General features: G+C 37.6%; 13 protein-coding genes, 4 tRNA genes and 2 pseudogenes. 13 read left to right on the top strand and 6 right to left on the bottom strand.

Annotated elements, in window-relative coordinates:
• The first annotated feature begins 6 nt into the window (after positions 1–6).
• The 4 genes from ABLB98_RS05145 to ABLB98_RS05160 all read left to right on the top strand — a co-directional run bounded on the left by ABLB98_RS05145 (position 7) and on the right by ABLB98_RS05160 (position 2956).
• Positions 7–594 (top strand): 1-acyl-sn-glycerol-3-phosphate acyltransferase, encoded by a 588-nt coding sequence (locus ABLB98_RS05145; RefSeq protein ID WP_046738732.1) that lies wholly within the window; start codon positions 7–9, stop codon positions 592–594.
• Positions 595–748: 154 nt separating this feature from the next.
• Positions 749–2161, top strand: coding sequence for a M48 family metalloprotease (locus ABLB98_RS05150; RefSeq protein WP_256731731.1), 1413 nt, complete (start codon positions 749–751; stop codon positions 2159–2161).
• A gap of 28 nt (positions 2162–2189) precedes the next feature.
• The gene (locus ABLB98_RS05155) at positions 2190–2555 is read left to right on the top strand and encodes a GFA family protein (RefSeq protein ID WP_348883226.1); all 366 of its coding nucleotides are present in this window, start codon (positions 2190–2192) and stop codon (positions 2553–2555) included.
• Between the two features lie 41 nt (positions 2556–2596).
• Complete coding sequence (locus ABLB98_RS05160) at positions 2597–2956, top strand: hypothetical protein (protein ID WP_348883227.1); 360 nt, start codon at positions 2597–2599, stop codon at positions 2954–2956.
• 81 nt (positions 2957–3037) lie between these two features.
• Here the strand turns inward: ABLB98_RS05160 and ABLB98_RS05165 are convergent, their stop codons facing one another.
• Positions 3038–3484 carry a GatB/YqeY domain-containing protein gene (locus tag ABLB98_RS05165; RefSeq protein ID WP_004808327.1) on the bottom strand — a complete coding sequence of 149 codons (447 nt, stop codon included), beginning with the start codon at positions 3482–3484 and terminating at the stop codon, positions 3038–3040.
• A gap of 29 nt (positions 3485–3513) precedes the next feature.
• On the bottom strand, positions 3514–3729 hold the full coding sequence (gene rpsU / locus ABLB98_RS05170; protein WP_004652785.1) for a 30S ribosomal protein S21: 216 nt from the start codon (positions 3727–3729) through the stop codon (positions 3514–3516).
• A 145-nt stretch (positions 3730–3874) separates the two neighbouring features.
• Here rpsU and tsaD point away from each other — a divergent pair, with 145 nt between their 5' ends.
• Positions 3875–4882, top strand: coding sequence for a tRNA (adenosine(37)-N6)-threonylcarbamoyltransferase complex transferase subunit TsaD (gene tsaD, locus ABLB98_RS05175; RefSeq protein WP_249571135.1), 1008 nt, complete (start codon positions 3875–3877; stop codon positions 4880–4882).
• A gap of 198 nt (positions 4883–5080) precedes the next feature.
• Positions 5081–5584, top strand: a complete 504-nt coding sequence (locus ABLB98_RS05180) for a hypothetical protein (RefSeq protein ID WP_004662957.1) — start codon at positions 5081–5083, stop codon at positions 5582–5584.
• Positions 5585–5659: 75 nt separating this feature from the next.
• Here ABLB98_RS05180 and ABLB98_RS05185 read toward each other — a convergent pair.
• Both ABLB98_RS05185 and ABLB98_RS05190 read right to left on the bottom strand, forming a co-directional pair.
• Positions 5660–5773, bottom strand: a pseudogene (locus ABLB98_RS05185) (DUF6670 family protein); the annotation flags it as partial.
• A 100-nt stretch (positions 5774–5873) separates the two neighbouring features.
• Positions 5874–6758, bottom strand: a complete 885-nt coding sequence (locus ABLB98_RS05190; protein WP_348883228.1) for an ATP-binding protein — start codon at positions 6756–6758, stop codon at positions 5874–5876.
• A 178-nt stretch (positions 6759–6936) separates the two neighbouring features.
• Here ABLB98_RS05190 and ABLB98_RS05195 point away from each other — a divergent pair, with 178 nt between their 5' ends.
• The 6 genes from ABLB98_RS05195 (at position 6937) to ABLB98_RS05220 (ending at position 9945) form a co-directional block, all read left to right on the top strand.
• Positions 6937–8445, top strand: coding sequence for a DUF3336 domain-containing protein (locus ABLB98_RS05195; RefSeq protein ID WP_348883229.1), 1509 nt, complete (start codon positions 6937–6939; stop codon positions 8443–8445).
• Complete coding sequence (locus tag ABLB98_RS05200; RefSeq protein ID WP_348883230.1) at positions 8420–9241, top strand: protein kinase; 822 nt, start codon at positions 8420–8422, stop codon at positions 9239–9241. Before ABLB98_RS05195 ends, ABLB98_RS05200 begins: the two co-directional genes overlap by 26 nt.
• A 106-nt stretch (positions 9242–9347) precedes the next feature.
• Positions 9348–9432 (top strand) — tRNA-Leu (locus ABLB98_RS05205).
• A gap of 68 nt (positions 9433–9500) precedes the next feature.
• Positions 9501–9574 (top strand) — tRNA-Trp (locus ABLB98_RS05210).
• A gap of 150 nt (positions 9575–9724) precedes the next feature.
• Positions 9725–9809, top strand: a tRNA-Leu gene (locus tag ABLB98_RS05215).
• A gap of 62 nt (positions 9810–9871) precedes the next feature.
• A tRNA-Trp gene (locus ABLB98_RS05220) sits at positions 9872–9945 on the top strand.
• A gap of 131 nt (positions 9946–10076) precedes the next feature.
• Here the strand turns inward: ABLB98_RS05220 and ABLB98_RS05225 are convergent.
• Positions 10077–11167: pseudogene (locus ABLB98_RS05225) on the bottom strand (IS4 family transposase).
• A gap of 144 nt (positions 11168–11311) precedes the next feature.
• Positions 11312–14026: a M66 family metalloprotease gene (locus ABLB98_RS05230; RefSeq protein ID WP_348883413.1), complete on the bottom strand. Its 2715-nt coding sequence runs from the start codon at positions 14024–14026 to the stop codon at positions 11312–11314.
• Positions 14027–14419: 393 nt separating this feature from the next.
• Here ABLB98_RS05230 and ABLB98_RS05235 point away from each other — a divergent pair.
• Positions 14420–15242, top strand: a protein-coding gene (locus ABLB98_RS05235) for an IS5 family transposase (RefSeq protein ID WP_180012291.1) whose coding sequence is annotated in 2 segments (ribosomal slippage) — positions 14420–14800 and positions 14802–15242 — 822 coding nt in all. Because the reading frame shifts where the segments join, the coding sequence is not laid out codon by codon here.
• Positions 15243–15301 lie beyond the last annotated feature (59 nt).

The following is a 15301-nucleotide window of genomic DNA, read 5'->3' on the forward strand; positions in this document are numbered from 1 at the left end:
GTGTCTGTGTTTGAGAAATTGGCTGAAAAAAGTTTAAATCTAATGGGTTGGGAACTGGATAATCATTGGGATTTGAATGTTGATCAATGCGTGATGATTGCAGCTCCACATACCAGTAATTGGGATGCTTTATATGCACGGTTGGCATTAAAAGCTTTAGGTGTAAATGTTCGTCTTACGATTAAAGATAGTTATATGAAGTTTCCATTTGGTCCATTTGTGCGTGCAATGGGTGGTATCGGGATTGATCGTAGCGTGAAACAAGAAGGACAAGCGCGACCGAGTATGGTTCAACTCATGAGTGACTTGTTCAAAACACATCCTAAATTAGTGATGTTAGTGACACCAGAAGGGACGCGTGCCAAACAAGAACAGTGGAAAACTGGTTTTTATCATGTTGCAACCACCGCAGGCGTACCGATTGCATTGGCGTATATGGATTATGCTAAGAAAAAAACAGGTGTAGGAAAAATTGTTTATCCTACGGGAGATTATGAAAAAGATATGGTTGAAATTATGTCTTTTTATGCAGAGATTAATGCAAAGTTTCCAGAGAAATTTAGTGTCGATCAACGTTATATAAACACGAAATAATAGTGTTGATTTCAAAAATATAAACTAAGGCAGGATTTTCCTGCCTTTTATAACACTTCGTTGCAAATATCTTCATTTTCTAATGTTATATTAAATTTCTTTATTAGAATCATAGAGAAACGACTTGAGATCGCTGCTGCTTGCATGTGGTTTATTGGCCACTACTCAATTGAGTCATACTCAGATCTTTTTGCCTACACAGGCAATTGGACAAACAGAAGTACCTGAAATTGGCAGTGGTGTAGGTTTGCTTGATCAACAGAAAGAAAAACTGATTGGTGAAAAAGTTTATCGTGAAGTTCATCGACAGATGCCAACGGTACAAGATGCGTGGTTAGAAGATCAATTTCTACAGGTTTTTTCAGGTATTCTTAGTCAGACTCAGCTTGGTCAACCGATTGGTTTAGTGGTTATAAAAGATCCACAAATTAACGCATTTGCAGTGCCTGGTGGTTTGTTTGCATTAAATACAGGCTTAATTACATCTGCAAAAAATTTGGATGAAATAGCAGGGGTCATGGCACACGAGATCGCCCACGTTGCACAGCGACATTACAGTCGTTCACAAGAAGCATTTAAAGGACAGGGGTTACTTGCTCTTGCAGGTATTCTTGTCGGTGCCGCAATCGCATCTAAAGCAGATGGTGATGTTGGTTCAGCGGTGATGTTAGGCACACAAGCGGCGTTGATGGACAAGCAACTCAGTTATAGTCGTAATCAAGAGCGTGAAGCAGACCGTATCGGTATGCAGTTTATGTATTCTGCTGGATACAATCCACAAAGCATGGCAGATTATTTTGAAACCATGCATCGTGAAACAAGTCGTGTGAGTTTCTTACCTGATTTTTGGCTCACTCATCCACTAACGACAGAGCGTATGAGTGAAGCCCGATTACGAGCAAACCAACTCCCAAAAGTAAAATCAAAAATATATGATCTTGATTTTGAGATTTTAAAGTTATATACGCTCGTAATTTCAAACCAAGCGACAGAAACTCAATTACAAGCTTTTGCAAATCAAAAAAATACAGCTGCACAATTAGCGCTAAGTAAGTTTTATTTAGAACGTGGTGATTATACTCAGGCACAAGCAAATCTAGATTTGGTAAAAGCAAAGCTTAAATATCATGTATTGGTCCCACTGATTCAAACAGATATTTACTTAGGGCAAAATAAATTTGATCAGGCTTATAGTAGTATAAATTTTATTCAAAAAACGATGCCTGAAAATAGGGCACTATCTTACAAACTTGCAGAAGTTTTAATTCGGCAAGGGCAGGCTGCTCAAGCTCAAACATTAGTTCAACGGTTTATTCATAAAAACCAGAGAGATATTGAAGGTTGGCAACTGTTGCAACAAGCAACAAACTTAGATAAAAGTTCGCCACTGCAAGCAATTAATGTGCTTTGTTACCGTGCTGAAGCTGAGTATTGGTCAGGATATGAAGAAAATGCAATTAAATCGATGTTGCACGCTCAGCGTTTAGCCAAAGGAAATTTAGCCATGTCAGCAAAAATTGACTCTCGCTTAAAACAAATGCAAGATGATCGACGTATGAAAATTTAATCTTTATCAAGAATTAAGAGAAATAAAAATGATCAAAGGACAATGTTTGTGTGGTGCTGTGCAGTATCAATATTATGGTGAAATTGAAAACAGCATTTTATGCTATTGTAGTCATTGTCAGCAGGCGCAAGGTTCGATAGCTGGTTGGAATAGCCCACTTGACGAAACACAATTTAAAATTCTGTCTGGACATGATCAGCTCAAAGAATATTTCCACACACCGAATAAAGCACGCGTATTTTGTCAAAACTGCGCAAGCCCACTTTACTCATATCGTACAGGTTTACCTAATGTGATTCGTTTACGCCTAGGAACAGTGACAAATGGGAATCTTCCTGCACCAAAAGAAGAATTTTTTACTGAGCACAAGCCAAACTTTATTGAATTAAGATAAGATGATCTGCGTAAAAAAATCGCTGAGAAGTTAGAACATTTATGAAGAAAATTTTAGTTTTTATTTTTGCGATAAGCAGTGCGGGGATTAGCTCAGCAGCATCAGTTGAGCAATATGTGAATTCGGTTGAGAAAATTCGTAGTGTCTATGCACAGGATATTCGTAGTTTTTTACGTAGCCTTAATCCACAGATTTCACAGTTCACACCTGAGCAGCAAGCTCAGTATTGTGGTATTAATCAGCGTTATATTCAGGATATGTCAGATGCGATTGAAAAAAATCGCTCATCCTTACCGCCACAATACGCAAATATGACCAAACAGGATGTAATCAAACAAGTCACTGAGTCAAATGAGATGCAAATGCTAGTGAAATATAATGTTCAGTGTGATTTTAAGTAAAAAAAATCTCTTGGGTTCATTATTTAATGAATCCAATTTTTAAATAGAGTAATTTGTATAAAATGGAGGAAATTAAGCAGATTAGCTTAATTTTGCTTTAATTTTAGCAGATACTTGTGCAGGATCGGCACGCCCGGCTATGATCGGACGTAGAGAATTCATCACCTTACCCATATCTTTCATGCTAGTAGCTTCTTGAGCAGCAATCGTTTGCTCAATGATGGAATCAAGTTCTTCCTCAGTCATAGCGGCTGGTAGAAATTGAGAAATAACCTCAACCTCGGCTTGTTCCTTACTAGCTAAATCATCTCGACCAGCGCCAGAAAAGGCCTTGATCGATTCTTTACGTTGTTTAATTTGCTTTTCAATGACCGCAAGAACCTGAGCATCGTCAAGCTCTATGCGCTCATCGACTTCGATTTGCTTAATTGCTGCTTGTACACCACGAATAACCGTTACTGTTGCCATATCTTTGGCACGCATTGAGTTTTTTAATACGTCAGTAATTTGGTTTTTTAAAGTATTCATAGTCTCTTCAGCAGTCAATCACAAATTAATTAGTAAAGGCGAGTAGTACGTACAGATTCGCGAGTCAATTTCTTTTGATAACGCTTAACTGCAGCAGCTTTTTTACGCTTACGCTCTTGAGTTGGTTTCTCATAGAATTCGCGCTTACGAACGTCAGCTAAAACACCCGCTTTTTCGCATGAACGCTTGAAACGACGGATAGCTACGTCTACTGGTTCGCCTTCTTTCAACTTAACTTGTGGCATGTAAAATCCTCTAAGATTATGGATAAGATCTAATGCACGATTACACTAGATCGCAAGTGAAGGTCAGTATTTTACTCATTTACAACTCAGATCACAAGTCTATAATAGCTCTGATATTATTTTTGATCGTTGTAAAGGCAGTTTAATGATAGTTTTGGGCTTAGAAACTTCGTGTGATGAAACTGGGTTAGCACTCTATGATAGCGAGCTCGGCTTACGTGGACAGGTTTTGTATAGCCAAATCAAACTGCATGCAGAATATGGCGGTGTCGTTCCTGAATTGGCTTCACGTGATCATGTTCGTAAGATGATTCCTTTAATTAATCAATTGCTTGAGCAGAGTGGTGTTAAAAAGCAAGAGATTGATGCTGTTGCCTATACCCGTGGTCCAGGATTGATGGGTGCACTGATGACTGGGGCTTTATTTGGTCGCAGTTTGGCGTTTGCATTTAATAAACCTGCGATTGGTGTGCATCATATGGAAGGCCATATGCTTGCGCCATTGCTTTCGGAAACGCCACCGGAATTTCCATTTGTGGCTTTATTGGTTTCGGGTGGACACACTCAACTCATGGCAGCCTATGGCATCGGTCAATACGAATTGCTCGGTGAGTCAATTGATGATGCAGCAGGTGAAGCTTTCGATAAAGTCGCAAAAATGATGAAACTGCCTTATCCAGGTGGGCCGAATATTGCGAAATTGGCGTTACAGGGTGATGCCAAGGCATTTGAATTCCCACGGCCAATATTACATCAAGGTTTAGATTTTTCTTTTAGCGGTCTTAAAACCGCAGTTTCTGTACAATTGAAAAAGCTCGGTGAAGAGAATCGTGATGCCGATGTGGCGGCTTCTTTTCAAGAAGCTGTTGTCGATACACTCGCTAAAAAATCCGTGAAAGCTTTAAAGCAAACTGGTTTAAAGCGACTGGTGATTGCTGGTGGTGTGAGTGCGAATGTTCGCTTACGTGAGCAATTAGAGACCTCTTTGAAAAAGATCAAAGCGCAAGTTTATTATGCTGAACCTGCCTTATGTACAGATAATGGAGCAATGATTGCCTTTGCTGGTTATCAACGTTTAAAAGCAGGGCAACATGATGGTTTGGCGGTGACGACGACACCAAGATGGCCAATGACTGAGTTACAACCGACCTAAAATACAATTCATCTTTCTATTGCTTGTTAGGCAGTGGGTAAATCTAGGTGATTCTTATATTTACCTGACTATTCTTCTATTTAAAAAATTGAATCATTCATTTTATGCATAGCGAACGCGTACTGCCTACGCTATTGTATTTGAAGTATTGGATAAATTATTTTTTGATGAGCTAAAACTCATTGTGGAGTACAAAAGTTGAAAATTTCTTATATTTTTACATGTGGCCGATTAGAGTCTTTATTTAAGATTCTCTGTCTCACTCAACAAGGTGAGAAAAAGGTCGAGTCAAAAGAAAAGGTCGTTGAACAATATAGAAAAGACATCGCTTTAGGACGTCCTTTTGAAGAAACTGAACTTTATCAAATCATTGAGCAAAGTGAAGAAAAGATTGTTATTAATCGATTGAGTAATATTCTGCGTGAAAAACCTACTCAGCAGAAGGGTAGCTTTGATGCGGACGAATATAAGACTGGCGCATGGTCTGAGTTTAGTGATTATAAGCTGGCGGTTCGATTCTCAAATGCGAAAACCGAGTTAAGTGAAAAGCACTTTGCGAAAACGGGTGAATACATGACCAGTCGTGGTATTGCAAAATTGACAGGTTTTAATCCAAGCAATATTAAGAATATGCTGCATCATAAAAGAAGTGTGGTGAGAAAAATGCTCACAACCTTAGAGAAGTTAGCAAAAGAGTATTAATATTTAAGCTGTATGTTTGATGCAGAGAAAATTTATTTTCTGCATCAATTCTGAACTAATACAATTTCAAGACTTTTAATCTTTAAACGCATTTTGATTTTCGACATCAATATATTCAAGATAACCACGACCTTGAACTTTTTGGTTTTGATATTCACCCGTGAAATTGTATGCACTTGCATAACCGATTTCCTACGTTCTTTCCATACTGAAAAGCTAGGTTATGAAAAACAATTGCCTTTGCTAAGCGGAAATAAGGACAAAGTCAAAGCTTTTTAGGACAATCTCCTTAATCGTTGTTAGACAATTTTTCAAGGTTTTGCGAGCCAATCCAGTGTTTAGAGAACTGGTAAGCTGCACGCCCTGAACGCTGCCCACGAGCTTGGCACCATTTCAAACATTCAGCACGAATAATGTCGTTATATTCCAAATTTGCTTGAACAATATAATGCTCAACAATTTCTAAATACAGTTGTTGATCCATTGGGTAGAAGGAAAGCCACATGCCAAAACGATCAGACAGTGAAATTTTTTCCTCAATCGCTTCCTGTGGATGTAACTCGGTATATTGAGGAACATCCACTTTACGCACAGGCGTATTTTCATGCATAAATTCAGGTAGTAAATGACGGCGGTTACTGGTTGCATAAATAATAAAATTACTTGAACCCGATTGAAGTGAGCCATCCAAGACACTTTTTAAACTACGATAATTTTCATCTTCTGCGTTAAACGCAAGATCGTCACAATAAACAATAAATTTTTCAGGGCGATGTTCTATTAATTTTTGGATTTTAGGTAAATCAGAAAGATCATCTCGTTCAATTTCAATTAAACGCAAACCTTGTGCTGAATACTCTGTAAGCAAGGCGCGAACAATCGATGATTTCCCTGTACCACGTGAACCTGTGAGTAAAACATCATTGGCAGGTAAGCCATTGAGAAACTGTAAAGTATTTTGAATAATCTTAGCTTTCTGGCGTTCAATTCCTTTTAGATCTTCTAAATACAATTTTTTAGGTTGTTGAATTGCAACTAGTTGTTGATTTTCCCATCGAAAAGCAATCGCAGAAAAATCTGTTGGCTGTTTAGGTGCAGGGAGAACTTGTTGTAACTGTGTCAAAACACTAGATAAAGATTGAAGAATAGATTCGGGTAAATCAAGAATAGCCATAAACACAAACCAAACTCAGTGATTAATGATTAGGGATACTATCATTGCTATAGCTGAAATGAAGAAAATATCATTAAAAATGTTGCAAATAGTCAATTTTACCCTTGATTGTTGGTGCTGCTTTTTGCATTGTATAAGTGCGAGATGATAAAAATATAATGAAAAAATAGGAATGCTAATGTTCAATAGAGCTCAAGAAAAAAGAAATACATATCAATTGCATAGAATCGATATGTTAAAAGAGAGCTTGCAACATGCGAGTTCTTATGCGGAATGGAAAGAAATTGCACTAAAACTGGACGAAGAAGCGGGGCATGAAGCATGGAAATATGACAATCAATCGCCTTACTTTGATGCAGAAATTTTGTCTAAACGATACAACTTATTAAAAAAATATCGAATGCAACATCGAACTTTAGATTTAATTTATGTTCTCCGTGAAGGCTTATCTTATGACTTCGCCAATATTGGTCATCCAATGTTATTTGCACAAACCTATATTGGTACGAAAAGAATTATCGAAAACTATGTTGAAGAAATGAGTGAATGTCTTCGCTATTTAGCTTCTAGTGAATGTATTACTTTTCAACTCAAAGAAAAAATTCAATTTTTTAAAGAATGTCAAAGAGCCTATGGACAACCTGCCCTTATGTTTTCTGGTGGTGCAACACTGGGTTTATTTCATACAGGTGTATGTAAGGCTTTGCTCGAACAAGATTTGATGCCTCGAGTCCTGTCTGGTTCAAGTGCAGGGGCGATCATGACGGGCATGTTGGGGGTATCCTCGGCTGATAAAATTCCAGAACTGCTCGAAGGCGAACATTTTTTTAGTGATGCTTTTCAATTCAGGAAAATTTCAGAGCTAATTCGAGGTCATGGTGGTATTGCTGATGTCATGTATTTGAAAAAATTCCTGATGCAAAATTTGGGTGATGTGACATTTGCAGAAGCCTATCAACAGTCAAAGCGACATATTAATATTGTAATTGCCCCGTATAACACAGCACAAAACCCACGGATTATGAATGCACTCACCGCGCCGAATGTTTTGGTGTGGAGTGCTGTTTTAGCATCTTGTGCTGTACCTGTATTATTTCCGCCTGTGCACTTAACCAGTAAACGTTACGATGGTCAGCATACACCTTATTTGGCCAATACCAAGTGGGTGGATGGGAGTATGCGTAGTGATTTTCCACAAGAAAAAATGGCTCGTTTGTATAATATAAATTACACCATTGCCAGCCAAGTAAATCCGCATATCGTGCCATTTATGCAAAGTGATACTGAACGGTTTCGTCGCGATGTTCTCAACTGGCCTAAACGAATTATTCGGCATCAAGGCAAATCGCTTGCTCTGGAAGTTATGGATTTAACACGTAATTATATGGGCAGTTTTTTCCCGATTCGCCGTGTTTTAGATCATGGATATGGCATTTTAGGGCAGCGTTATTACGGCGATGTAAATATTATTGCGCGCTATGGTTTAAGACATTATAGCTATATGCTTAAAAATCCACGTCCGAAACTCTTTAAGGTTTTGCAGCAAGAGGGAGAGCGAGCGACATGGCCGAAGATTTCATCTATTGAAATTCATGCACGGATTGGAAAAACGATTGAGCATTGTTTAACATCACTGCGTAAGCAGCAAGAAAAGCAACAGAGTGAGTTTTACTACGTTGATCTTTGATTCAAATATTCAACTGGATAATTTAAGTCTAAGTACTAAACCTGGAAGCTATGCTTTTGGGCGGCGTTTATATCGTTGCCAAATTGAGCAACAACAATATTGGCTTAAATTTCATTTAATCAATAGCCATGAGGTTTTAGAGCAAGCGTTTGAGCGAGAACTAAATTTCTATCAACAAAACTCTCAAGTTAGACAGAATTTTTTATTGCCCCATCAAATTATACCACTTTCTCATATTAAAAATGACGATGATCTTCCTCAGTGTGGGGTAGGGTTGCTTAGTGTTACTACAAATGTATTTTTTAGTCATATTCAGGGTATGGATAGCATCCAAGTTATTCACTATAAAATTTTAACTGCGCTGCAAGCGATTGAAAGTATGCATCAATTAGGTTGGGTTCATGGCGATTTTAAAGCAGAGCATTTTCGATTATATGAAAACTCATGCAAGCTCATTGATTTTGAACAAAGTTATCAATTACAGCCAATCCAAAATTTAACCGCAACTCCTCATTATATGGCACCTGAGCTTTTTCATGGAAAGCCAAAAACGGTACAAACTGATTTATATGCTTTTGGCATTATTGTTTATGAGTGGTTATCCCAAAGCAAATTAACTGCAAAAAACTACCATGAATGGGCCATCCTACATTGCCAGAAATTGGAAATTGACTTACCTGATGAATTGCGCTGTTTTTTGCCTTTATTAACAGGCTTATTGCAGAAACATGTAAAACAGCGATTTAGCTCAGCAATAGAGGCAAAAAATTGTTTGAATGCAATTGATTTGCTGTAAAAATAAACATAAATGTTTGATTTGAATATTATATGTGCATTTGGTAGAGTTTTTTGTCAGAAAGACTTGTCATAGCGAATGTTTCTCACTAATATGCATACCCATCGGGGGCGTGGCGAAATTGGTAGACGCACTGGATTTAGGTTCCAGCGCCGCAAGGTGTAAGAGTTCGAGTCTCTTCGCCCCCACCAAATTTAAAAAGCAAGAGTTTCTTGCTTTTTTTATGATTAAATCAGAAATGAATTGATCATAGAGTTATAGAGGATTGGTGTAATGGTAGCATGACGGTCTCCAAAACCGTTCGTCAAGGTTCGAGTCCTTGATCCTCTGCCAAATATCAAAAGGAACTTTAAATAAGTTCCTTTTTTTATTTCAAGAGTTTTTTCATTTGTATACGAAAAAAGCATTAGCTTTCAGATGCATAGTTTTTTTATAAAAAAGGCTTGTCAGCAAGAAAGTTTATCACTAATATACACATCCATCGGGGGCGTGGCGAAATTGGTAGACGCACTGGATTTAGGTTCCAGCGCCGCAAGGTGTAAGAGTTCGAGTCTCTTCGCCCCCACCAAATTTAAAAGTAAGTTTCTTACTTTTATGATTAAATCAGAAATGAATTAATCATGCAGTTATAGAGGATTGGTGTAATGGTAGCATGACGGTCTCCAAAACCGTTCGTCAAGGTTCGAGTCCTTGATCCTCTGCCAAATTAATAAAAAAGCCCTTGTAAATACAAGGGCTTTTTTATTTTCTCAATTTGATGTTTTAGTAAAAGTATAGAAATATTTGCTCAAAGCATACATAGCCTGTTTTGACTTATCTCTGTACACGACAAATTTCATAGAGCCCTTGTCCTATCAGGCTTTTTCTTCCTTAAAATTGCGAGCACTTTCTTAAATTCTTCTTTTTTTCCAAAACCAATCAAACGTAGAATAGCCATTTGAACATAGTCCAAACCGTATCGAAATAAACTTACTGAAAGTCGTCCATGCTTCTTTATTTTTATCGCTTTTTTTCGATCATGTTGCCATTCACCTGTTAAATAGCACCAACAGAAACCGATCGCTAGCACTGCTATCAATTTCTTGACTCGTCTAGGGTCTGTTAAACGAGTATTTTCAAGATTGAATCCACGTCCTTTGAGACAACTAAATAAGGTTTCGATTTCCCAGCGTAATGCATAATCACGAATAGCAGAAGCATTAAACATAGGAGAAACAACAAGTAAAAGTTCTCCATCTTCTAATCGTAACGCACTAATATACAGTTTCACTCGACCAACCCAAATACGTCGTTTACGACATTCAGTTTGACCAACTTGAAGATGACGAAATAAATCACTAATTTTATGATTCCTGGCTAAGTGATTGTTCAAAATAAAGTTTTTTTAACACGTATACAGAAGTTAATGTCATTTTCAATTCACCATGTAAACCATTTCTCACCGATAAATTCTCTGTCTGCGAACACATTCACAATACGATCTTTACCAAAAATGGAGATAAAGCGTTGAATCAAAGCAATACGCTCTTTTGTATCTGAATTTCCACGTTTATTGAGCAATGTCCAAACAATAGGTATCGCTATTCCACGATAGACGATGGCTAACATCAAGATATTGATATCTCGTTTTCCCCATTTCCAGTTAGTTCTATCCAAAGTTAATTGGACTTTATCGAATGAAAATATATTGAAAATTAACTGAGAAATTTGACGATAATCGAAGTACTGATCTGCAAAGAAGCGTTGTATACGTCGATAAAATGATTGTGGTAAGCACTTGATGGGTAAGGCTTTAGATGCAGAAGAAAGATTACATGTCTGTTTTATAATTAATGCCAGCATAATCAGTGTAAAACATTTTACATGTGACTTGTTCCACTTTAGATATTTGTTTAAGATGAGATATAACTCATTGAAATGTGTCATCATATTCGTCGTCAGAAAACAAGTATTATGCCATTATTTCAATGAGTTATCTTTTTTTGTCGTGTACAAAGTTGACTTATATAAAAAGACTAGGGAACACATAGGTTTCCTAGTCTTAAGTTGGTGATTTTATATATTGATCGATTATGGTGTTGCTAATACAGTTGCCAAGAGTGGTAAATTTTGCCCTGTAGCAGAAGCTAAAATAAAGTTTTGGCTAGCTGTGGTAATCGTCCATTTTTGATTATTTCCACTGCTACAACCGTATGTGATTAAAGTACCACGACCATCTGCGGCTGGTGCACCGCCACCACTCAAATCAAGGCAAGTATCACCTTGACGGAATTGCTGTGTTGAGCCTGTTACAGGTGTTTCCCAAATCTGATTGCTTACGCTGTTATTACAGCTAGCAAGGGTTGCACCTGATAAACAAAGTTCAGGATATTGTACGCTATGGATTTTACCTACAGCATCATAGACCCATAAACTAGCACTATCACCTGTACAGCCATTTTTGCCACTCATGTATACACTTGGTTTCCCTGTACTACTTGAGATTTCTGTCTTGAGGCACGCTGAATTCATGTTTGGCATAATCAACATAGTGGCGCCAGCCAATGGATTACTATTGGAAAGACCAAGTTGAGCAACAAAGCTTTTTAAAGCAGTATGAGCAGCAGTCACATTCGCTGTTAAGTCACTACGATATACGTTGACCCAGCGGTTTAAGCGATATAGCTGTTTTTGTTGGTTGCTAAAACGTTCTAATTCTTGCTGCGCAGTTGTTGAAAGTTCATTTTTAAAATTCTTATAAGAATCATAAAGAATTTTATTACTTGGAGATAAATTAGCGACGAGCTTGCCTTGATTGCTGAGTAAAGCTTGTTCTAATTGTGGAAGTTCAACTTTGCGTAAAGCTTTATAACCTTGTTCCTTACCAATCGTTACGGCAGCAGGTAGAGGTTGGGCATAACTTGGAATAACAATCGATGAAAGTTTATTGGCTTGTTCATTGGCGCGTTTACAGTATAAATCAACGCTGAGTGGTACATCGCTTTGAGCCAAGTTAATGTGCAATTTATTTGCATTTCCATTCATTCGATTTGGTGCGAGCGCAATGTTTTCCTCAGCTTTTAATGCATATTTGACATTAATCCAACAGCTTGCATTAGCAAGACCCAGTTGTGCTTGAGGAAGTGAAAACACGTTCCCCCAATTACCACGTGCTGCAGGATAAAGCAGACCAATTTGGTTGACAGGGTCATAGCCACCTAAAATGGTAAAAATTGGTACACCAAATTGAGTGGGTTTTAAATAATTGCCATCTGGGCGGTTGTACCAAACTTGATTTGAGTTTGGAACTTTAGGTTGAGTGACATCCATTTGGCGAGTTGTCGCGTTCCAGCGTTTATATCCTGTTGGAGAGGTCGAATCCCACACAGCACGATCAAATGTAGGTTGAATTCTTAGTTGTGTGCTATAACCCGTGTAATGGGTAAAACGGGAGAGGGAGCTCGAGTAATTACCTCCTGCCATAGCATCAGTGCCGTAAGTATAGGCATTTTGGAAAATTGGTGTGCCAGCTAAGCGATTTTCTAGATTTGTATTATTCCAGTTTAAATTGCCTCGCATACGGTTGCGATAAGCAATATAACCCCATCCACTGTCAGGATGATGAGCTGACCAAAAGTAGTTTTCAGCATTTTGTCCGGGATAATGCCCTAAACCATAGTGATGCCCAATTTCATGACTGAATTCATTACCCATAGAATCGATCAGCGTTAAGATACCATTACCACCACTTAAGCCATGATTGACATCACCATTTTGGTATTTACCCCAAGCATGGTGAATGACTGCACTTTGAGTCAGTTGAGGTTGCTCTTGGCTTGACATTGATGCACTGGTTACACCCCAATTTGCAAGATTTATTCCTGTACTAAATGTTGATTTAGCAGTATTTTCTCTCATATCACCACTGTAGACATCACCTGTTGTGGCGCTTTTGTCATTATAAATGACACCACTTGCAACCATGACTTGATTCAGTTGCATGTCATCATACTTTGTGACGATCATTTTTGCCGCGGGAATCGTTTCAAAATAATCAGTACCCGCTTTTTCAGGTTCGTTCAGCATATAGTGACCGCTAGATTGTCGAGGTGCGGTGAGCATGCCTAAACGAATGCTTTGAACCACTAATTCACCCGGCGCTCCAAAATCAATCGATTGTGTACCGAGTCGCCCGTTTTTAAGGCTAATAGGATCTATAATGCGAATATTTAAACCCGGTTTGACTTCATCCCAGTTAAGGGCTGCTGTCCATGTGCGTTTAGAGTATTGAACTCTTGGGCGAGCATCGCCGTTAGATTGATCTGAGGCGGGGATTTGAGTGGGTTCTTGTAATGCAACACGACGTATTAAACGACTATTTAAATAGATTTCTGCATTTAGTTGTTGCACCTCACCCATGTCGGTATTTGGGGTGACTAAAAGAAGAGCATCTTTTTCACTGGTAAGACGAGGCATACTTTTCGCCTCGTTACCATTCGGGTCTACGGTATGGTTTTGTGCAAATTGGATCATTGCTGAAAAGCTGCCGACAAGATCATTACGTAAAGGTCGCGTATTACCCTGTAAGTCGTAATCGTAGAATCCCAATGTATTTGAATCAAAAACATCCTTATTTGGCTCAGGATAAGCACCTGATGTCGTAAGTGCCTTTGCTTGACCATTTGTCACCGAATCAGTTTTATTATTATCAGTTGTTTCTTGAGAGTTTCCCCCACAACCAGATAATAATAAGAGTGAAATACAAAAGCTTAATGTGCTTATTGAGGGTTTTGTCACGTTTTTCATGTTTTTAATTAACCGAGTTAATAAAGTGTTAAATAGGGGTTTATTTAAAAATAATATAACTTATATTTAATTGATGAGTATATATATTTGATATGAGGTATATATGCTATTTTCGTGATATTGTTCTTGTTTTTTTAACCAAGTATTAATGTCGTTTTGTAAATTTTTAATATGGATGTGGTGTTCTCAAAATATAAGGCTATGTTATTGAATGACATTTATTGACACATTTTGGCAAAAATTATAATTAGACATAGTTTGTTAAGCTTATTTTATTGAGCTTTAAATTAATTTATCAATTGGATTTAGTCTTAATTAAAAATGCAGGGGTTTTAAAATGGATATAATTAATAGACCTCTTGCGAAAGTAAAAACTGCCTCAATATAGATTTCATGAAATATCAGAAATTAAATCGTTTTTCAGATTCTGAATTCCAGCGCTTGGTTGGTGTACCTCGAGCAGTTTTTAGTGAAATGGTCGAAGTTTTAAAAGAAGCAGAATCACTTAAAAAGAAATTAGGGCGTCCTCATACTTTAGCTATAGAGGATCAATTATTATTAACACTCAATTACTTACGGAGCTACAACACCCAATTGGAATTGGCGGCAAATTACCATATCGCTGAAAGTAATGTGAATCGAACTATTAAAAAGGTTGAAGATGCATTAATGAAATCAAGACGTTTTACCCTGCCAAAACGAAGCATTACCACAGCAGACGAACAATTTAACTGGGTAATTATTGATGCGACAGAATGTTTAATAGAACGCCCGAAAAAAAAATCAGAGTAAGTTCTACAGTGGTAAAAAGAAGAAACATACGTTAAAAGCCCAAGTGATCTATCATCCGAAGAGCAAACAAATCATAGGAGTAGATATATCGTCTGGCAGTCAGCATGATATTAAATTGGCAAGAAAAACAGTTAAGAAATTCAAACATTGTGACTATGTTATGACCGATTTAGGGTACTATGGGTTAGAGCAAGATGGCTTTAAATTATTGATGCCAATAAAGAAAAAGAAGAATTTACCCTTATTTGATGCTGAGACAAATTACAATAAAATGATTGGAAAAATACGAGTTGTAATCGAACACATTAACAGTCAATTGAAAAGATTTAGAATACTAAGTGAACGCTATCGAAATAGACGGAAAAGATTCGGTTTACGCATTAACTTAATCGCTGCACTGGTAAACCGGATGAACTTGCAATAACGACTTTCGCAAGAGATCTAATGTATCTTTATAATTATTTTGTGTGTCTACTTTATTAT

Origin of the sequence: Acinetobacter yuyunsongii, from assembly GCF_041021915.1 — a bacterium.
Lineage (GTDB): Bacteria > Pseudomonadota > Gammaproteobacteria > Pseudomonadales > Moraxellaceae > Acinetobacter.